The 17,611-nt window shown below is 71.0% G+C and carries 16 protein-coding genes and 2 pseudogenes; 12 read left to right on the top strand and 6 right to left on the bottom strand.

Translation table 11 applies throughout. The features are described from left to right. The first annotated feature begins 114 nt into the window (after positions 1–114). The 4 genes from D8Y23_RS13975 to D8Y23_RS13960 all read left to right on the top strand — a co-directional run bounded on the left by D8Y23_RS13975 (position 115) and on the right by D8Y23_RS13960 (position 3,616). Positions 115–1,341 carry a glycosyltransferase family 4 protein gene (locus D8Y23_RS13975; protein ID WP_164878249.1) on the top strand — a complete coding sequence of 409 codons (1,227 nt, stop codon included), beginning with the start codon at positions 115–117 and terminating at the stop codon, positions 1,339–1,341. Further along, on the top strand, positions 1,338–2,348 hold the full coding sequence (locus D8Y23_RS13970; protein ID WP_128218704.1) for a glycosyltransferase: 1,011 nt from the start codon (positions 1,338–1,340) through the stop codon (positions 2,346–2,348). The genes D8Y23_RS13975 and D8Y23_RS13970 overlap by 4 nt, the downstream gene beginning before the upstream one ends. A 62-nt stretch (positions 2,349–2,410) precedes the next feature. Continuing rightward, the gene (locus D8Y23_RS13965; RefSeq protein WP_128218703.1) at positions 2,411–2,593 is read left to right on the top strand and encodes a hypothetical protein; all 183 of its coding nucleotides are present in this window, start codon (positions 2,411–2,413) and stop codon (positions 2,591–2,593) included. Between the two features lie 15 nt (positions 2,594–2,608). Then, positions 2,609–3,616, top strand: coding sequence for a metalloregulator ArsR/SmtB family transcription factor (locus D8Y23_RS13960; protein WP_128218702.1), 1,008 nt, complete (start codon positions 2,609–2,611; stop codon positions 3,614–3,616). 47 nt (positions 3,617–3,663) lie between these two features. Here the strand turns inward: D8Y23_RS13960 and D8Y23_RS13955 are convergent, their stop codons facing one another. After that, positions 3,664–4,542: an alpha/beta fold hydrolase gene (locus D8Y23_RS13955; protein WP_128218701.1), complete on the bottom strand. Its 879-nt coding sequence runs from the start codon at positions 4,540–4,542 to the stop codon at positions 3,664–3,666. A 91-nt stretch (positions 4,543–4,633) separates the two neighbouring features. On the opposite strand from D8Y23_RS13955, the gene D8Y23_RS13950 reads away from it, so the two are divergent. Beyond that, complete coding sequence (locus tag D8Y23_RS13950) at positions 4,634–5,086, top strand: MarR family winged helix-turn-helix transcriptional regulator (protein ID WP_205797193.1); 453 nt, start codon at positions 4,634–4,636, stop codon at positions 5,084–5,086. Between the two features lie 19 nt (positions 5,087–5,105). On the opposite strand, the gene D8Y23_RS13945 is transcribed toward D8Y23_RS13950, so the two are convergent. From D8Y23_RS13945 to D8Y23_RS13930, 4 genes are read right to left on the bottom strand one after another with little or no spacing between them, the layout of a single operon-like run. Next, positions 5,106–6,053 carry a PDR/VanB family oxidoreductase gene (locus tag D8Y23_RS13945; protein WP_128218700.1) on the bottom strand — a complete coding sequence of 316 codons (948 nt, stop codon included), beginning with the start codon at positions 6,051–6,053 and terminating at the stop codon, positions 5,106–5,108. After that, a complete protein-coding gene (locus D8Y23_RS13940; RefSeq protein WP_128218699.1) occupies positions 6,050–6,685 on the bottom strand; it encodes a helix-turn-helix domain-containing protein in 636 nt (211 codons plus the stop codon). The genes D8Y23_RS13945 and D8Y23_RS13940 overlap by 4 nt, the downstream gene beginning before the upstream one ends. Then, positions 6,682–7,980, bottom strand: a complete 1,299-nt coding sequence (locus D8Y23_RS13935; RefSeq protein ID WP_128218698.1) for an amidohydrolase family protein — start codon at positions 7,978–7,980, stop codon at positions 6,682–6,684. Before D8Y23_RS13935 ends, D8Y23_RS13940 begins: the two co-directional genes overlap by 4 nt. Beyond that, on the bottom strand, positions 7,977–8,954 hold the full coding sequence (locus tag D8Y23_RS13930) for an XdhC family protein (protein ID WP_128218697.1): 978 nt from the start codon (positions 8,952–8,954) through the stop codon (positions 7,977–7,979). The genes D8Y23_RS13935 and D8Y23_RS13930 overlap by 4 nt, the downstream gene beginning before the upstream one ends. A 51-nt stretch (positions 8,955–9,005) precedes the next feature. Between D8Y23_RS13930 and D8Y23_RS13925 the strand changes: the two genes are divergently transcribed. Then, positions 9,006–9,590 (top strand): nucleotidyltransferase family protein, encoded by a 585-nt coding sequence (locus tag D8Y23_RS13925; protein ID WP_128218696.1) that lies wholly within the window; start codon positions 9,006–9,008, stop codon positions 9,588–9,590. 34 nt (positions 9,591–9,624) lie between these two features. Here the strand turns inward: D8Y23_RS13925 and D8Y23_RS13920 are convergent, their stop codons facing one another. Beyond that, on the bottom strand, positions 9,625–10,203 hold the full coding sequence (locus D8Y23_RS13920; protein WP_128218695.1) for a TetR/AcrR family transcriptional regulator: 579 nt from the start codon (positions 10,201–10,203) through the stop codon (positions 9,625–9,627). A gap of 83 nt (positions 10,204–10,286) precedes the next feature. On the opposite strand from D8Y23_RS13920, the gene D8Y23_RS13915 reads away from it, so the two are divergent. The 6 genes and pseudogenes from D8Y23_RS13915 to D8Y23_RS17155 all read left to right on the top strand — a co-directional run bounded on the left by D8Y23_RS13915 (position 10,287) and on the right by D8Y23_RS17155 (position 17,465). Beyond that, positions 10,287–11,168, top strand: coding sequence for an NAD-dependent epimerase/dehydratase family protein (locus D8Y23_RS13915; RefSeq protein ID WP_128218694.1), 882 nt, complete (start codon positions 10,287–10,289; stop codon positions 11,166–11,168). A gap of 242 nt (positions 11,169–11,410) precedes the next feature. Continuing rightward, positions 11,411–12,526: pseudogene (chvE, locus tag D8Y23_RS13910) on the top strand (multiple monosaccharide ABC transporter substrate-binding protein); the annotation flags it as partial. Then, positions 12,525–13,892 (top strand): annotated as a pseudogene (locus D8Y23_RS13905) (ATP-binding cassette domain-containing protein); the annotation flags it as partial. The pseudogenes chvE and D8Y23_RS13905, both read left to right, overlap by 2 nt. A gap of 5 nt (positions 13,893–13,897) precedes the next feature. Then, complete coding sequence (gene mmsB / locus D8Y23_RS13900; RefSeq protein WP_128218693.1) at positions 13,898–15,118, top strand: multiple monosaccharide ABC transporter permease; 1,221 nt, start codon at positions 13,898–13,900, stop codon at positions 15,116–15,118. Positions 15,119–15,208: 90 nt separating this feature from the next. Further along, positions 15,209–16,420, top strand: a complete 1,212-nt coding sequence (locus tag D8Y23_RS13895; protein WP_128218692.1) for an ROK family protein — start codon at positions 15,209–15,211, stop codon at positions 16,418–16,420. Between the two features lie 205 nt (positions 16,421–16,625). Then, entirely contained in the window at positions 16,626–17,465 is an 840-nt protein-coding gene (locus D8Y23_RS17155) for a lytic transglycosylase domain-containing protein (RefSeq protein WP_240663908.1), read from the top strand. The last annotated feature ends 146 nt before the right edge of the window (positions 17,466–17,611 follow it).

The raw sequence follows: 17,611 nt of genomic DNA, 5'->3' as shown, positions 1-17,611 counted from the left end.
CCCCGCCGCCTGCATTTCACCCGGCCGGGGGAACGCGGGATGCCGACGGCTCGAGACCTCCGCGTTGGCACGCTGGAATCTCGTGCCGACCGCGCGGTGCGAAGGGGAGGGTGCATGCGGATCGTCAGTCTGTCGCCGGTCGTCCCGTACGAGGGAATCCCGCACGCGGGCGGCCACTACCTGTTGCGTCACCTGCGGGCGCTTCGCGAACTCGGGCACCGGGTCACCGTCGTCTCGTTCGACGATCGCGAGAACCGGGCCGCCGCGGAGTCCCTCGCGGGCCTCATCGACGTCGTGCTGGTACCCGAACACCCGCCGCACTCGCCCCGCACCCGCCGTCTGCTGAACGCGGTGGAACGGCAGGAGCAGCGACTGTTCCCGGTGCGCCCCGTCGCGCGGCGGCGCCGCGCTTTGGCGCGGAGCGCCGCGGCCCGCAGGGCGCTGTCCACGGCCGACGCGATCGAGTACCAGTGGACCGAATCCGGCTGGCTCGGCCTCCGTCGCCGCCCCGCGGGGTCGGCGTTCCATGTCGTCGTCGCTCATGACGTCGTGTGGCAGAACTACGCGCGCTTCCTCTCCGCGACCGGTGCCGGCTGGCATCCCCGCGCTCTCCTGGCTCGCTGGCGCCGCGCGAGCGTGCGCCGCGACGAGCGCCGCATCTACCGTCACGCCGACGCGGTCGTCTCCTTCAGCGGGAAGGATGCCGCGCTCGTGGGTCGAGTCGCCGGACCATCCGCGCGGGCCGTGGTGGTGCGGCCACCCCTCGCGGACGGGTCAGAGATCTCGCCTCGCACCGGCGATCCGACTCCGACCGTGCTCTTCGTCGGCGCGTTCGACCGCTCGGTCAACGCCGAGGCGGCGGTGTGGACGATGACGGACATCGCCCCGCGGGTGCTGGCCGAGCATCCGGACGTGCGGTTCGTGTTCGCGGGCGCCCGACCGACGCCCGAGATGCGGCGGCTGGCGTCCGAGCGCCCCGGGTCGTTCTGGATCACGGGGCGCGTCGAGTCGCTCGAGCCGGTGTACGCCACGGCGGATGCCGTGCTGGTCCCGCTGCGGGCCGGAGCCGGGGTGAAGTTCAAGACGGTCGAGGCGATGGTGCGCGGCATCCCGGTCGTGTCGACGGGGGTCGGCGTCGAGGGCATCGTCGATGATCGGATCCGGGTGTTCTCCGTGGCCGACGACGCGCGCGGGCTCGCGACGGGTCTGCTGCGCGCCCTCGCCGATCCGGCGGCGGCTCGCCGCGAGGCCCTGCTCGTGCGGGACATCGTCGCGGACGAGTTCTCCGGCAACGCCTTCCGTCGCGCGCTCGCCCAGGTCTACCGGGGAGCGACGCCATGACCTTTGCCCGTCCTACCGTCGCCGGCGCGACCGTCACCTACGGGTCGCGGCACGAATCCTGCCTCGCCGTCGTCGGCCGCATGCTCGACGAGGGCGTCGAGACGGTGCTCGTCATCGACAACGGATCCGTCCCCGTCTCGGCTGCCCGTCTCGACGCCGCTGCCGTCGGGAGCGATGGCCGCATCGTCGTGCGACGTCTTACGCGCAACGAGGGGTCCGCCCCCGCGTTCGGTGCGGCGATCGCCGGCGCACGCGAGGCGGGTGCCGAATACGTCTGGCTCCTCGACGACGACAATCTGCCCGAGCCCGGCGCCCTCGACCGTCTTCTCTCGGCGGATCGTGCGCTGCGCGACGCCGGGCACGACCTCACGGCCGTGGCGCCGTTGCGCGCGGCCGACGCGGAGCCCGCGACGATCGCCGAGACCGTCGCGGTCGAGAGTGCGCGCGAGACTCCACGTGAAGCGATCTCGTTCGCGGGCGTCGATGCGGGGGTGTTCGCTCGGCGCCTCCTCGAGCGCCTGCGTCTGCGCCGGCCCCGCCTGGGGGTCGTCGGCACCGACCTTCCGTACGCCCCGTACGGAGGCCTCCTGGCCCGAGCCGACGTCCTGCGCGTCCTCGGGCTGCCGCGAGCGGACTTCGTGCTGTACGGCGACGACCTCGAGTACACGTCTCGCATCGCCGCGCGCGGCGGACGCCTCGGTCACGTCCGCGACGCCGTCGTCGTCGACCCCCGCGGAGAACGGTGGATGCCGCCGGGCTTCGAGGTGCGGGCGATGTTCCTCTCGTCGAACCCCGCCCTGCTGTACTACTTCCTCCGCAACCGCGTCCACCGCGAGCTGGCGACGGGACGACGATGGAGCCTGGCTCGCCTGGCGAACGCGGCACTGTTCCTCGCACTGTGCGTCGGGTGCGCGGTGGCGACGCGGCGCTGGCGCCCGATGCGCGTCATCCACCGGGCGGTCGGCGACGCGCTCGCCGGTCGCCTCGGCCGTCGCGCGGAGATCTGACCGCCCGTGGCATGCAGCCTCCCTCCCTTGACGACTGAATAGAGATTTGTCAATATAGACACGTGTCGATCCAAGAGACGGAACTCGTGATCGTCGGATCCGGCTCGTCCGGCTACACCGCAGCGCAGGACGCGCAGCACTTCCTTGCCGCCCTGGACGCCCCGGTCATGGCGGCCGAGGAGGTCCTCGACCGAGCCGTGAGGCGCGCTGGCGCACGGACCCCGATCCCCCTGAAACCCCGCTAGTGAAAGGACTCGATGATGAGCTCCACCCTCGACACACCCGTCATGGACGACGACGTGTGCCTGCCCGCTTCTCCCCATGCCATCGGCGAGGAGGCGGCGACCGCGATCGCCTCCACCCTGAAGGCACTGTCCGACCCGCTTCGGCTGCGGATGTTGTCCGCGATCGCCACCGACCCGCGCGGCGAATCGTGTGTGTGCGATCTGGCGGAGTTGGCATCCGTATCCCAGCCGACCGTGTCGCACCATCTGAAACTGCTCCGCGACACGGGGGTCCTCACCTCCGAGCGTCGCGGGACCTGGGTGTGGTACCGCGTCGCCGTGCCGCTGCGGCCCGCCATCACGACCCTCCTGGAGTCGTTCGCTCCCGCCGCCGTCGCACCCCGTGCACGGCCCGAGCACGCCGGCCTCCGCGACGTCGATGAGGCCCTCACTCACCTCGCCGGTTCCCTTTCCGCGCAGTACCCCGCGATCAGTGCGAGCCTGATCTTGACGATCGTGAGGGAGTCCTACACGACACTGGCCAAGACGGCGAAGGTGACGAGCCTGCTGCTCCCCGTGGCGGAGCGTTTTGCGCGTCAACGCCTCGCGGACATCACTCGTGACCGCACCAACGGGGTCCCCCAGATCCTCTTCGTGTGCGTCGCCAACGCGGGTCGTTCCCAGCTCGCCGCTGCGCTGGTCAACCAGCGTGCAGGGGGAGCGGTCGTCGCCCGTTCGGCCGGATCGGCTCCGGCCGCCGAGATCCACCCCCACGTGCAGCCGCTCCTCGACGAGCTCGTCGGGGACGGCGACGAGGAGCTCCGGTTCCCCAAGCCCCTCACCGACGACGCGGTCCGCGCAGCCGACGTGGTGATCACCATGGGGTGCGGCGATGTCTGCCCCATCATCCCCGGCGTCCACTACGAGGACTGGGCTGTCGGCGATCCCGCTCTGGCCTCTGCGGAGGGTGTCGTCGCGATCCGGGACGACATCGCCCGGCGGGTCGATGCTCTTCTCTCCTCGCTGGACACGGCTCCCCGCTGAACCGACTCCGCCGGGGGCGCGGATCGACGCCTCCGGCGGTGTTCACTTCACGCAGTGGCGAGGAACGCCGTGATGGCGTCCGACAGTCGATCGGGAGCTTCGAGCGCGACGTAATGCCCGACGTTCTCGAGAATCGTCGACGTGACGTCGTGGGCGACGATGCTGCCCATCGTCATGGCCGTGAACCCTCCCCCGAAACCACCGACGGCCAGGACGGGGATCGTCAGCTTCCGCTGGCTCGTGAGCGCGCGCAACTCCTCGCCCTCGGTGAGGATGGAACAGTAGATCCCCGCGGCGCCGTTCCAGCCGCCCGGGCGCGCGTAACCCCGAGCGAACTCGCCGATGTCGGTCGCCGTGATGGATCCGGCGACCGCGGTCATGGAGGGGAAGGCCCAGGTCGCGAGCAACTCTTCTTCGCGACCGGTGAAGAGCAGCTGCGGGATTCCGGGAGCGGCGAGCGCTCCGATGTGCCACGATCCTCCCTGCGTCACGTCGGCGAAGCCCTCCAGCCCGAATCCGGCGAGCCCCATCTCGACGGCCACGAGCGCGGAGACGTCCTCGGCGTGCATGTGGGCGAGTCGGTACAGCGCGCCGCCGGCGATGTCCTGGCCCGCGACGACGACCGGCCCGACGTCCAGGTGCCGGATCAGTTCGTGCAGGTCCTGCGCCGCGACGCTGCTGCTGTGGTCCTTCTCGGCGATCGCCGAGTCGCCGAAGCCGCGCAGGTCGACGGCGTAGACGCGATGCTCACGTGCGAGCAGGGGGATCACCTTGTGGAAGGCCCACCAGGACTCGGGAAACCCGTGGACGAGCAGGATGGGTGTGCCGCTCTCGCCGGCTCTCACGTAGTGCAGGGTGGTGCCGTTGACGTGGGCGTGGTGGTGGGTGACGCCGTCGATCGATCGACCGAGAGACTGATCGGACATGATGTCCTCCTAGATAGACAATTAGGTTGTCTGATCTTGACAGGTGGACAACATGGTTGTCCAGTGAGAGGCCGTGACCTACCATCGACGGATGGAGTCGACTCCCGGCACACGCCTCGCCACGCTGCTCGACCAGGCCTTTCACAACATGGTGAACGCCGTCGTCGACGAGCTGGATCGCCGGGGCCACCCGGGCGTGACGGCGACACTGGAGTTCGCTCTGGTGGCCATCCGCGCCGGGGCCGGCGACGCGTCTGCACTCGGCCGGGCGCTGGGGGTGTCGAAGCAAGCCGCGGCGAAGACCATCGCGACGCTGGAAACCCTCGGCTATGTGCGTCGCGAGCCCGATCCGGTCGACGCGCGCCGGAAGCTCCTGACGATCAGCGAGCGGGGGGAGGAGATGACCGTCCTCGGTGCCGCGGCCTTCGACCGGCTGCGCCTCCGCTGGGCCGAATCGGTCGGTATCGCCGACGTCGAGCGCGCCGAGAGGGCGTTGGCCGTGCTCCTCGATCTCGACGGCATCAGCCCTGTCCGACCGCTCTGACCTCTCTCGCGTCGCGCGGTCAGAGCTCGATCGTGATGCGCGGGCAGGCGGCGCGCGACACGCACAGCATCATCGTGCGATTCGCCTCCTGCTCCTCGGGCGAGAGCACCGAGTCGCGGTGCTCGACCTCGCCGTCGATCACGGGCACCTCGCACGTCCCGCACGTCCCCACGCGGCAGCTCGAGGGGACGACGGCGCCGTACTCCTCGACGACCTCGAGGATCGACTTCTCGGGCGGCACGGTCACGGTCAGCCCCGACATCATGAGGTCGACCTCGAACGGCTCCGTCCACACGGGCGGACCGAGCACCTTCGCCTCGAACCGTTCGACGTGCAGGCTCCCGCGCGGCCAGCCCGACATCGTGGCATCCAGGGATTCCAGAAGGCGCGCGGGGCCGCAAGCGTAGACGACGGTTCGGGATGCCGGCGTGCCCAGGCGCGCGTCGAGGTCGAGGCGTCGACCCTCGTCGGCGGCGTACACCTCGACGCGGTCGCCGTACATCGCGGCGAGCTCGGGGGCGAACACCATCGTGCGCCGCGACCGGCCCGCGTAGAGCAGCGTCCAGGCGGCGCCGGCGGCCTCGGCGGCCTCGATCATGGGAACGATCGGCGTGATCCCGATGCCGCCGGCGACGAACACGTAGGAGCGTCCGGCGGTGGGTGCGAACAGGAAGTGGTTCGCGGGTCCACGGACGCGGAGCGCCGTGCCGGGCTGCGCGTTCTCGTGCAGCCACACCGAGCCCTCACGTTCGCGCAGCACGCCGATCCGCCACGTGCCGCGCTCGGAGGGAGTCCCGCACAGCGAGTACTGGCGTTCGACGCCGCCGGGGAGGACGACGTCGATATGAGCGCCGGGCGACCAGTGCGGCAGAACCCCGCCGGCCCGCTCGAGGTCGAGCACGACGACGCCATCGGCCGCCTCCCGTCGCTCGCGTACGGTCACCTCGAACGTCAGGCCGTCGCTCATGTGTCTCCTTCGCCGGGGTCGGGGGCGCCGTGCACCAGTTCCTTCACGATCAGCAATCGATAGGGCGCACCCCCGGGGGAGTGCCAGCGGTGCGGGGTGCCGGATCGGCAGTACACCGAGTCGCCGACCGCGAGCGTCGTCTTGCCGAACGGACCGAGCGAGATGACGATCGATCCCTCCAGCACGGTGAGGAATTCGTCCTCCTCGTGGACGTAGTGGTCGCCGGGCTCGGCATTCGCGCCCGTGAGCTCCATGGGCTCGAAGCGGCGCGGGCCCTCGGCGAGCATCCGCGCGCTGCCCTCGGCGTAGGGCCCGACGAGGCCCTCGTCGGCGCGCACGAACGTCGGGTGAGCGCTCTCGTCGGGGCGCGGCGGTTCGGATGCGGCGATGAGCTCGACCCGGCTCGTGCCCAGCGCCCGCGCCAGTCGCTCGAGGCTCGCCATGCTCGGGCGCGCGAGGCCGCGTTCGAGCTGACTCAGGAACGGATGCGACAAGGCCGCCGCTTCGGCCAGCTGCGTCAGCGTCAACCCGCGTGCTTTGCGGAGGCCCCGCAGGTGCGCCCCCAGGCGTTCATCCCCGGTGGAGCCGGTGGCGGAATCGTCGGTGGGGATCGCGGGAGCCATGCTGGTCATCGTCCCACCCTCTCGAACAGCCGCGCGGTGATCTCGGCCTCATCGTCGGTCGCGAGGCGTCCCTCGACCACGACCACCCGACCCGCGACCACGACCGTGCGCGGACGGCGGCCGGGCGAGGCCCACACGAGGCCCGCAACCGGATCGGCGACCCCCGCGTCCGCGACACCCGAGACGTCCCACAGGCACAGGTCGGCGGCGGAGCCGGGGATCAGCCGCCCGAGTTCGGGCCGCCCGAGACCGTCCGCCGATCCCTCGGTCGCCATCGACAGGACCGTGGATGCCGCGAGCTGCGGCCCCACGAGCGCGGACACCTGCATCGCGAGGCGCGCATCGGCGAGGAGATGGCCGGCGTCGTTGCTCCCGCCGCCGCTCGTTCCGAGGCCCACCGGGATGCCGGCATCCCGGAGCTTCGCCACCGGTGCGACGCCCCACCCCATCGGCACGTCGCAGCCGGGGGCGTGGGTCGCGGTGACACCCGAGGCGGCGATCCGGGCGATCTCGTCGTCGGTGACTCCGCACAGGTGAGCGAGGGTGACGTCGGGAGCGAGCCAGCCCCAGTCCTCGAGCAGATCGAGCGGGCGACACCCGTAGCGGTCGAGCGCGATCTCGACGTCGACGACCTCGTTGGCCTGGGTGCGGCGGCGGAGCCCCCGGCGTTCGGCGACCTCCGCCAGCAGCGCGAACGTCTCGCGCGGATCGCTGTGCACGCCCGCCGGGCCGACGGCGACCTGCAGCATCCCGTCGTCGGTCACGCCACCGGGGCATCCGTCGACGAGCGCGGCGGCGATCGCTTCGGCCGAGAGCGCGGCCTCCTGCGGGTCGTCGCGCGCGGCTCCGCGGACGAAGGCGAGTCGCGCCCCGAGTCCCGCGGCGGCATCGGCCGCCGCCCGCGCCATCGCGACCGTGTCGGCCGACGCGGGCCAGGTCAGGTGGTGGTCGGCGACGGTCGTCACTCCGCTCAGCAGCGCCTCGGCGAGCCCGGCGCGAGCGGCGATCCCGGTCAGTTCCGGGTCGACCCCCGCCGCAGAGTACGCGTTCGCCATCGCCGGTAGCCAGTCCCGCATCGGGATGCCACGGGTGCCGGGCAGCGTCCGGAACGCCGTCTGCAGCAGGTGGTGGTGGGCGTTGACGAGACCCGGGGTGACCACGCATCCGCTCGCGTCGATCACCGTCGCGTCGGCGGGGGCCGGGGTGCCGACGACGACGCCGTCGACGCACACCACGTCGCCGGTGCGCACGCGACCTTCGGCCTCGACGACGGCCACCGCGCCGCGGATCACGAGCGCCGTCATCGGGCCGCGACCGGGGTCGGGGTCGCGCAGCCGACCGCGGCATCGGTGTGCAGCGGTCCGAGGGTGGATCGCAGAGGACGAGCGCCGGCGCCGGTGCGGGCGGCGACGATCTCGGCGATCACCGACAGCGCGGTCTCCTCGGGCGTGTGCGCGCCGAGGTCGAGGCCCAGGGGGGAGTGGAGCCGGCCGAGCTCGGCATCCGTCACCCCCGCCTGCGTGAGCAGTGCCGCGCGTCGCGCAACGGTGGCACGCGACCCCATGGCGCCGACGAAGCCGACGGGGAGCCGGAGCGCCGCGCGCAGGGCCGGGACGTCGAGGCGTTCGTCGTGCGTCAGCACGCAGACGGCCGTGCGGTCGTCGGGGGTCTCGAGGGAAGCGAGGTACTCGTGCGGCGGGGCGACCACGAGCTCGGATGCCTCGGGGAAGCGCTCGCGCGTCACCAGCAGCGCCCACACGTCGCACACCGTCACGGCGAATCCCGCCGCCGCCCCCACGCGGCACAGGGCGGCCGCGTGTTCGCCCGCGCCGAGCACGATGAGTCGGGGACGGCCGGGGCGGTGGAGCGTGAGGGCGGGCCCGTCGTCGAGGGTCAGGTCGAGCGTGGTGTCGCGGCCGGCCGCAGCGTTCATCAGAGCCGCGCGCACCCGCGGATCCGTGCCGTCGATCGGGTAGGCCACCACCTCGACGGCGCCTCCGCACGCGAGGCCCGCAGCGACGATCGCATCGTCCGGCCCGGTGAATCCGAAGCTGCCCCGGCGCACGGCACCCGAGCGCAGCGCGTCGAGACCGAGCATCACGGCATCCCCTTCGACGCACCCGCCCGAGATCGACCCGATGACGCGCGCGTCCCCCGTGACGGCGAGTGTTGCGCCCACCCCGCGCGGAGCGCTCCGCACGACACGGGTCACCGTGACGGCCGCGACGGGTACCCCGCGTTCGACCAGGGGCAGCAGATCGGCGGCCAGTTCGAGCATGCTGGCGACCGTATCCCCGCCGTGTTTCACGCACGCTACGCTGTCGTGACCATGCCCTCCGCGACCGGTTCCGCCCCCGTCGGAGAGACGCCCGCGGGCCTCGTCCTCGCCGCCGGAGCCGGTCGCCGATTCGGGGGCCCCAAGGCTCTCGCCAGCGATGCGGACGGCGTCCCCTGGGTCGAGAAGGCCGTTCGCGCCCTCAGCGCCGGCGGGTGCGACCCCGTCCTCGTCGTCCTGGGTGCCGCAGCCGACTCGGCAGGCCGTCTCGTCCCCGCGGGGACGACCATCGTGCGCGCGAGGGGGTGGAGCGAGGGCGTGTCGGCGTCTCTGCGCGCGGGCCTGGAGGCGGCGGCATCCACGCCCGCTCCCGCGGTCGTCGTTATCCCCGTCGACACCCCGGATCTCCCCGCCGCGGCCGTGACACGGTTGGTCTCCCGCGCGAGCGACGATGCGCTGGCGTTCGCTACCTACGACGGCGCCCCCGGGCATCCGGTCGTGATCGGCCGGGCCCACTGGATCGCGGTGGCCGCTGCGGTGCGCGGCGATGCCGGGGCGCGTCCGTACCTTCGGGCGCACCGCGCCGAGGCCGTCGAGTGCGCCGATCTGTGGTCGGGGGCAGACCGCGACGTCCGCTGATCAGCCGAGGCCGCTGGCCGCGGCCCTCCGCCGATCAGCCGAGGCCGCTGGCCGCGGCCCGGAGGTCGTCGAGCACGCGAAGGACATGCGGGGCGAGCCCCTGCTCATCACCGCGGGGGTCGTCGGACCAGCGCTGATAACCCTGCTTGAAGGCCAGCACCCCCATCTCGCTGGCGAGGTGCGCCGTCGCCGCGGGCACGCCGCGCTCGCTCAGCGCCGCCGACATCGCGGCGGCCATTCCGACGCTCTTGAGCGCATCCCGTTCCTGGAGCTCGACACTGGCGGCGACGGCCGCTTTCAATCGAGGTCCCAGTGCGCGGTTCTGCGGGCCCATCTCGCTCGACGCGCGCGCGAGTCCGGCGGCGACCGCTTCCAGCGGGCTCGCATTCGCGGGGGCCTTGGCGATCCCCTCGGACAGGAGACGGCTGAGCGTCTCCTGTCCCGCCACGAGGAGTTCCCGCTTGTCGGGGAAATGACGGAAGAACGTGCTCTTGGTCACGCCGGCGCGCTCGGCTATCTCGGCCACCGTCGTGGCGTCGTACCCCTGCTCCGTGAACAGGTCGACGGCCGCGACGACGAGTCGCTCGCGCGCTCCCGGTTCCCATCGAGCCATACCGGAATCCTATCTGATGGGACAATTGTCCCGTCAGGGCGTATGGTGATGGGACAAAAGTCCCATCACGGAAAGGTTTCGCCATGATTGTTTTCGTCACCGGCGGCACAGGCACGATCGGCACGGCCGTCGTCGCCGAACTGCTCACCCACGGCCACTCCGTCCTTGCGCTGGCGCGGTCGGATGACTCGGCGTCGGCACTCCGCGCCGTCGGCGCGGACGTCCTCCGCGGCTCGCTCACCGACCTCGACGTCCTGCGCGCTGGCGCGTCACGAGCGGACGGGGTCATCAGCCTCGCCTTCAGCCGTGATTACGGCAGTGCCAAGGCGCTCGATCGAGGTCTCGCCGAGGAGCGGGAGGCGATGGCGACCCTCGGAGGCGCGCTGATCGGGACCGGGAAGCCGATCGTCACGGTGTCCGGCACGCCGTGGGTGTCGGGGCGTGCGGCGACCGAGTCCGACCCGCTCCCGCTCGAAGGTCCCGTGGCCAGCCGGGCCTTCGCCGTCACGGCTCTGCTCGACCTGTCGGCGCGCGGGGTGCGGGCCTCCGCGGTTCGTATGCCGCGTACGGTGCACGAGCGGGGTGAAGGAGGATTCGCCGGGCTTCTCGCCGCGGCGGCGCGACGGACCGGCGTCGCCGGCTACCCCGGTGACGGGCAGCAGCGCTGGCCCGCGGTACACGCCCGCGACGCTGCCGCTCTGTTCCGTCTGGCCCTCGAGTCGGCGCCCGGCGGAAGCGCGTGGCATGCCGTTGCGGATGAGGGGGACCGCGTGGTCGACATCGCAACGGTCATCGGGCGACGCCTCCGGCTTCCGGTGCGATCGGTGCCCGAGGAGACTTTCGGTCCCTTCGGTTCGATCTTCGCGATGGACCAGCCCGCGTCGAGTGCCCTCACCCGGCAGGCGTTGGGGTGGGAGCCTCGGCATCCCTCCCTCCTCGACGATCTGGAGGAATTGCAGCCTTAGCGGTTGCGGACGAGGTGCATGACGGAGTGGGGCTCGAGCCCCACTCCGTTACCTGTTCGTTGCATTCCGCGCGAGCCGCGACTCTGGACAAATCCGGGCACCCGGGGATATGTTCACGGAGCCGTCATAATTACGACGGAAACCAGGAAGCCGGGACGAGGACGTACCCGATCCGACGCCGGGGAGGGCGCCGGGTGCGGACCACGGGGGTCCCTGCAGTTCAGAGAGGAACGCAGATCACAATGCTGAAGAAAATCCTGACCGGCGCGGCCATCGCGGCGCTCGCCGTCGGTCTCGGAGCCTGTAGCTCCACGCGCCCCGCCGATGGCGGCGGAGACGCCGCCGGGGGCAGCGGCGAGTGCAACGTCGGTATCGCGATGCCGACCCGCAGCCTCGAGCGCTGGATCAACGACGGTGAGCAGCTCCAGAAGAAGCTCAGCGACGCGGGCTGCACGGTCGACCTGCAGTACGCCGACAACAAGACCGACCAGCAGATCAGCCAGATCCAGAACCAGATCTCGGGTGGCGCGAAGATCCTCGTGATCGCCGCCATCGACGGTTCGACGCTCGGCCCGGTGCTGCAGGAGGCCAAGGCGCAGAACGCCACGGTCATCGCCTACGACCGTCTCATCAACGGCAGCGAGAACGTCGACTACTACGCCACGTTCGACAACTACAAGGTCGGCACCCTGCAGGGCGAGTACATCGAGGAGCAGCTCGACCTCGCCAGCGGTGCGGGTCCGTTCAACCTCGAGCCGTTCGCCGGCAGCCCCGACGACAACAACGCGAAGTTCTTCTTCGCTGGCGCCTGGGACGTGCTCCAGCCCTACGTCGAGAAGGGTCAGCTCGTCGTGCCCAGCGGCAAGTCGCCCGCCAACGACGACGCGTGGGCGAGCATCGGCATCCAGGGGTGGGCCTCCGACAAGGCTCAGGCCGAGATGGACAACCGCCTCTCGTCGTTCTACGGCGACGGCAAGAAGGTCAACGTCGTTCTGTCGCCCAACGACAGCCTCGCGATCGGCATCGAGGCATCCCTGAAGTCGGCCGGCTACACCGCCGGTGCGGAGTACCCGATCATCACGGGTCAGGATGCCGACAAGGCCAACGTCAAGGCGATCCTCGAGGGTCTGCAGTCGATGACGGTCTGGAAGGACACCCGCGCGCTCGGTGACCGGGTCTTCACGATGATCGAGCAGATCAAGGACGGCCAGACCGTCGAGGTCAACGACGAGGAGACCTACGACAACGGCAAGAAGATCGTCCCGTCGTACCTGCTCACGCCGGAGGTCGTCGTCAAGGACGACGTCCAGACCAAGCTCATCGACTCGGGCTTCCTGAAGGCGTCCGACGTCGNTCTACCCGGTGGGCAGCTTCGACGGCACGATCACCCTCGAGGGCCAGCCGGTCGCGTTCCGCTCGATCAACGACAGCGAGGCCGCCGGCATCGTCATCATCCACCAGGAGCTGGCTCTCAGCCCGTACCTCTCGATCGCCGAGAACATCTTCCTCGGCAACGAGAAGGCCAAGCGCGGCGTCATCGACTGGAACGCCACCAACACCGCCGCCGCCGACCTGCTCAAGCGCGTCGGCCTGCGCGAGAACCCGGCGACCAAGATCTACGAGCTCGGCGTCGGCAAGCAGCAGCTCGTCGAGATCGCGAAGGCGCTGGCCAAGGAAGTGAAGCTCCTCATCCTCGACGAGCCCACCGCCGCCCTCAACGACGACGACTCCGCCCACCTGCTCGACCTCATCGATCAGCTGCGCGGCCAGGGGATCACCTGCATCATCATCAGCCACAAGCTGAAGGAGGTGCTGCGCATCGCCGACCGCATCACGATCATCCGCGACGGCCGGACGATCGAGACGATGCGGCGCGACGATCCCGACACCGACGAGGGCCGCATCATCCGCGCGATGGTCGGTCGCGACCTCAACAGCCTGTTCCCGCCGCGCGAGCCCGACATCGGCGAGGAACTCTTCCGCGTCGAGAACTGGACCGTGCACCACCCCGTCGACACGGAGCGCGTGGTCATCGACGACGCGTCCTTCATGGTGCGCGCGGGGGAGATCGTCGGCTTCGCCGGTCTCATGGGTGCCGGCCGCACCGAGCTCGCGATGAGCATCTTCGGCCGCATGTACGGCACCGGGATCTCGGGAGAGGTCTACAAGAACGGTGAGCAGATCGATGTCCGCACCGTGGATGCCGCGATCAAGAACGGCCTCGCGTACGCCACCGAGGACCGCAAGAAGTACGGACTCAACCTCATCGGCGACATCCAGGTCAACGTCTCGGCATCCGCCCTCGCCCGCCTCGCGCGCCTCGGCGTCGTCGACCGGTACCGCGAGTACAAGGTCGCCGATTCGTACCGCTACAAGATGAACATCAAGGCGCCCAGCGTCGCCGCGATCACCGGACGCCTCTCCGGCGGGAACCAGCAGAAGGTGGTCCTGTCGAAGTGGATGTTCACCGGACCCGACGTGCTGATCCTCGACGAGCCCACCCGCGGCATCGACGTCGGAGCGAAGTACGAGATCTACGGCATCATCAACGAACTCGCGGCCCAGGGGAAGGCCGTCATCGTCATCTCGTCGGAGCTGCCCGAGGTCATCGGCCTCTCCGACCGCATCTACACCATCTCCGAGGGGCGCATCACGGCCGAGGTCAGCCGTGCGGATGCCACCCAGGAGACGCTCATGCGGCACATGACCGCCGGAAGGAACTGACAGCAATGGCCACCGCATCCACCCAGACGGTCGAAGCGCCGACGCAACCCGGGCCGCGTCGCCGCGGCCTGCTGGCGCGCATCAACTTCCGGCAGTTCGGCATCCTCGCCGCCCTCGTCATCATCATCGTGCTGTTCCAGGTGCTCACGGGCGGACGCCTGCTGCTCCCGGGCAACGTCAACAACCTCATCCAGCAGAACGCCTACGTGCTGATCCTCGCGATCGGCATGGTCATGGTGATCATCGCGGGCCACATCGACCTGTCGGTCGGGTCGGTCGTGGCGATGGTCGGCGCGATCGCGGCCATTGCGATGAACCAGTGGGGTCTGCCCTGGTACATCGCCGTCATCCTGTCGCTCATCGTCGGCGCGATCGTCGGCGCGTGGCAGGGCTTCTGGGTCGCCTTCGTCGGCATACCCGCGTTCATCGTGACCCTCGCGGGCATGCTCCTGTTCCGCGGCCTCACGCTGGTGCTGCTCACGGGCGGCACGATCAGCGGCCTCCCCGACGGCTTCACGGCGATCGGCGCCGGCTGGCTCCCGCCCGTCCTCGGCTACGTCGGCAACTGGGACAGCCTGACCCTCGTGCTCGGCGCGGTCGCCGGCGTCCTGCTCATCGTGCAGCAGCTGCGCACCCGCGCGACGCTGCGTCGCCTCGAGCTTCCCCGCGAGGTCGCGTGGTCGTTCTGGCTCAAGAACGCGATCGCCGTCGTGGCGATCATGGCCGTCGCCTTCACGATCGCCGCGTACAACGGCACCCCGATCGTGCTGATCATCCTCGCGGTGCTCGTGCTGGCCTACACGTTCGTGCTGAACCGCACGACGTTCGGTCGCCACATCTACGCGATGGGCGGCAACCTGTTCGCCGCCGTGATGAGCGGCGTCAAGACGAAGTGGGTCAACTTCTTCATCTTCGTGAACATGGGTGTGCTCGCGGGCCTAGCCGCCGTGGTCAGCACCGCACGCGCCGGTGGCGCCGTGGCATCCGCCGGTCAGAACTACGAACTGGATGCCATCGCGGCGGTGTTCATCGGCGGCGCCGCCGTGCAGGGCGGCATCGGTACGGTCGTCGGCGCGGTCGTCGGTGGTCTGGTGATGGGTGTGCTCAACATGGGCCTGTCCATCCTCAGCGTCGACGCAGCCTGGCAGATGGCGATCAAGGGCATCGTGCTGCTGCTGGCCGTCGCGTTCGACATCTTCAACAAGCGACGCAACGGCGGTGTCTGACCGGGTGGGGAGCGCGGCTGTCCGCCGTGCTCCCCACACCGGCGGGAACCGGGGGGCGGTCGGTGCGACAATGGGAGAGGTGCCCTCCTCATGACCCCTGCCGTGTTCGAGCCCGCGACGCCGCTCGCACCACCCGCAGGTCGAACCACGAACGACCTGATCCGACAGCAGAACCTCGCGTCCGTGCTGTCGCTGCTGCACCTCCGGGGAGCGCTCTCACGCGCACAGCTGGGCGCGACGATCGGACTGAACCGCTCGACCGTCACCGGTCTCGTCATGGAACTGACCGAGCTCGGGCTCGTCCGCGAGGTCGCCGCCGGTGAGCGCACCGGCAAGGTCGGGCGGCCCACGCTCGACATCGAGCCCGAAGACCACGTCTCGGCGCTGAGCGTCCGCGCCGAGCCGCACGCGGTGACGGTCGCGCTCGTCGGGCTCGGGGGCGTCGTCCACGCCCGGCTCCGCCACGACACCGCGAGCGCGCCGTCGCCGCGCCGCTTCGTGCAGATCGTCGCGTCGTCCGTCGAGGCGATGCGCGCCGACATCGACCGGCACTACCGGGTGGTCGGTGCGGGCCTCGCCGTCCCGGGTCTTGTGAACGCGAACGGCTCCGTGCTGGTGTCGCCGACGCTCGGGTGGCGCCGCGACCCGGTGGCAGCGCGGTTGAGCGATGAGCTCGGCATCCCGGTCTCCGCGGGAAACGACGCGAGCATCGGTGCCCTCGCCGAATCGCGGTTCGGTGTCGGCGTCGGAGTGTCGAACCTGCTGTACCTCGGCGGCGCGATGCACAGCATCGGCGGCGGGCTCATCATCGACGGCACGCTGCTGCGCGGTACGTCGGGCTATGCCGGCGAGCTCGGCCACACCGTCATCGATCCCCGCGGGCGGTCGTGCGTGTGCGGGCGGAGGGGATGCCTCGAAGCCGAGGTTCGACTCGACCTGCTCGAGCCGCTGCTCGGTCGCCGCAAGCTCGACGAGGACGAACTCGACGTCGAGCTCGGGGTCGCGCGCGACCCGCGGGTGATGGCCGAGGTCACCCGTCAGGTCGAGGCGCTCTCGCTCGCGCTGACGAACTTCGTCAACGCATTCAGTCCCGAGACGGTGGTGCTCTCGGGGTACCTCGGGGCGCTGCTGTCGGTCAGCCGGGAGCGCCTCGCCGAAGCGGTGCGCGTGCACCCGCTGGGCGCGGAGGGCCGCACCATCCGCCTCGAGCGTGCGCACCTGCGGTCGCGCCTGATGCTCATCGGCCCCGCCGAGCTCGCCTTCGCGGACCTCCTCGCGAATCCGGCGGGCTTCCGCGGCTGAGGCGGCCGGGAGCGCCCGGCCCTTCCGCGCTCCCGAAGTTCAATGTCCAAGACACGCGGACCGCGGGTCGTGGCATCCGCGTGTCTTGGACACCCGCGCGGCGCCGAGACCCGCATCGACGGGCACCGTTCACCGATCCGTTCCCTTCGACGGATACCCTCGGCCCGGCGCGCGCCACCCGAGCCGCGCTCAGGGAAGGGTCTGCGTGGATCTCGACGCCGACCGCGCACGTTCGTGGTCTTCGATTCTCGCCGCCGTCGCGGCGCTGGTCTTCGTCGGCATCGCGGTCGCAATGATCGTGTCGTCGCAGGTGGCCGGGCGCGAGCGTCCCCTCCACGATCGCGTCGCCGCCTGGGCGCCGACCCTCGAGACCGACGCGGTGCCGGCGGCCGGACCCGCGGTCGAGACCGCGCCGAGCACGAGCCCTCCGATCGGCGCCGAGCCGGGTGGGGCGCCGGCGGCCGCGTCCTCGAGCGCGTTCATCATCCCGGCCGACCCGGCCTGGGCATCGCGCACGGCGGCGGCGACCGGCATCCCGGAACGCGCCCTGCGCGCCTATGCGACGGCGGCGCTGACGGTGAAGGCCGAGCAACCGGCGTGCGGTCTGGGGTGGAACACCCTCGCCGGCATCGGCGCGATCGAGTCGGCGCACGGCACGCACTCGGGTGGGCAGCTCGACGCCGGGGGGTATCCTCAGCCCGCGATCCGCGGCATCCCGCTCGATGGCACCGCGAGCGCGGCGATCGCCGACACCGACGGGGGTGTCTGGGACGGGGATGCCGTGTGGGATCGCGCCGTGGGCCCGCTGCAGTTCATCCCGGCCACGTGGGAGCGGTGGGGCGCCGACGGCAACGGCGACGGCGCGGCCGACCCGAACCAGATCGATGACGCCGCCCTGGCGGCCGGTCGCTACCTGTGCGCGGCCGGCGAGATGACCAGTGCGCCCGGCTGGCGGCGGGCGATCTTCTCGTACAACCACCTCGACAGCTACGTCGACGACGTCGCCGCCGCCGCTAACGCGTACGCCGCGCGCGCCACCGGCTGATCGGGCGGCGCTCCGGGTCGCCGCGGCGTTCCGGTTCTCGCCGCGGCGCTCCGGGTCACCGAGACTGCATCCGGCTGACGTCTCGGTTGCAATCTGCAGTGGAGTTGTCGGCTCGATGCAGTCTCGCGGTGCGGCGCGCCAGCGGG

Source organism: Microbacterium enclense (assembly GCF_004022425.1).
GTDB lineage: Bacteria > Actinomycetota > Actinomycetes > Actinomycetales > Microbacteriaceae > Microbacterium > Microbacterium enclense_A.
This window is presented reverse-complemented; position numbering and strand designations above follow the sequence as displayed.

Coding starts and splice junctions, on each gene's coding strand:
- D8Y23_RS13975 (WP_164878249.1), top strand. CDS start 115: ATGCGGATCGTCAGTCTGTCGCCGGTCGTCCCGTACGAGGGAATCCCG.
- D8Y23_RS13970 (WP_128218704.1), top strand. CDS start 1,338: ATGACCTTTGCCCGTCCTACCGTCGCCGGCGCGACCGTCACCTACGGG.
- D8Y23_RS13960 (WP_128218702.1), top strand. CDS start 2,609: ATGAGCTCCACCCTCGACACACCCGTCATGGACGACGACGTGTGCCTG.
- D8Y23_RS13955 (WP_128218701.1), bottom strand. CDS start 4,542: ATGTCCGATCAGTCTCTCGGTCGATCGATCGACGGCGTCACCCACCAC.
- D8Y23_RS13950 (WP_205797193.1), top strand. CDS start 4,634: ATGGAGTCGACTCCCGGCACACGCCTCGCCACGCTGCTCGACCAGGCC.
- D8Y23_RS13945 (WP_128218700.1), bottom strand. CDS start 6,053: ATGAGCGACGGCCTGACGTTCGAGGTGACCGTACGCGAGCGACGGGAG.
- D8Y23_RS13940 (WP_128218699.1), bottom strand. CDS start 6,685: ATGACCAGCATGGCTCCCGCGATCCCCACCGACGATTCCGCCACCGGC.
- D8Y23_RS13935 (WP_128218698.1), bottom strand. CDS start 7,980: ATGACGGCGCTCGTGATCCGCGGCGCGGTGGCCGTCGTCGAGGCCGAA.
- D8Y23_RS13930 (WP_128218697.1), bottom strand. CDS start 8,954: ATGCTCGAACTGGCCGCCGATCTGCTGCCCCTGGTCGAACGCGGGGTA.
- D8Y23_RS13925 (WP_128218696.1), top strand. CDS start 9,006: ATGCCCTCCGCGACCGGTTCCGCCCCCGTCGGAGAGACGCCCGCGGGC.
- D8Y23_RS13920 (WP_128218695.1), bottom strand. CDS start 10,203: ATGGCTCGATGGGAACCGGGAGCGCGCGAGCGACTCGTCGTCGCGGCC.
- D8Y23_RS13915 (WP_128218694.1), top strand. CDS start 10,287: ATGATTGTTTTCGTCACCGGCGGCACAGGCACGATCGGCACGGCCGTC.
- mmsB (WP_128218693.1), top strand. CDS start 13,898: ATGGCCACCGCATCCACCCAGACGGTCGAAGCGCCGACGCAACCCGGG.
- D8Y23_RS13895 (WP_128218692.1), top strand. CDS start 15,209: ATGACCCCTGCCGTGTTCGAGCCCGCGACGCCGCTCGCACCACCCGCA.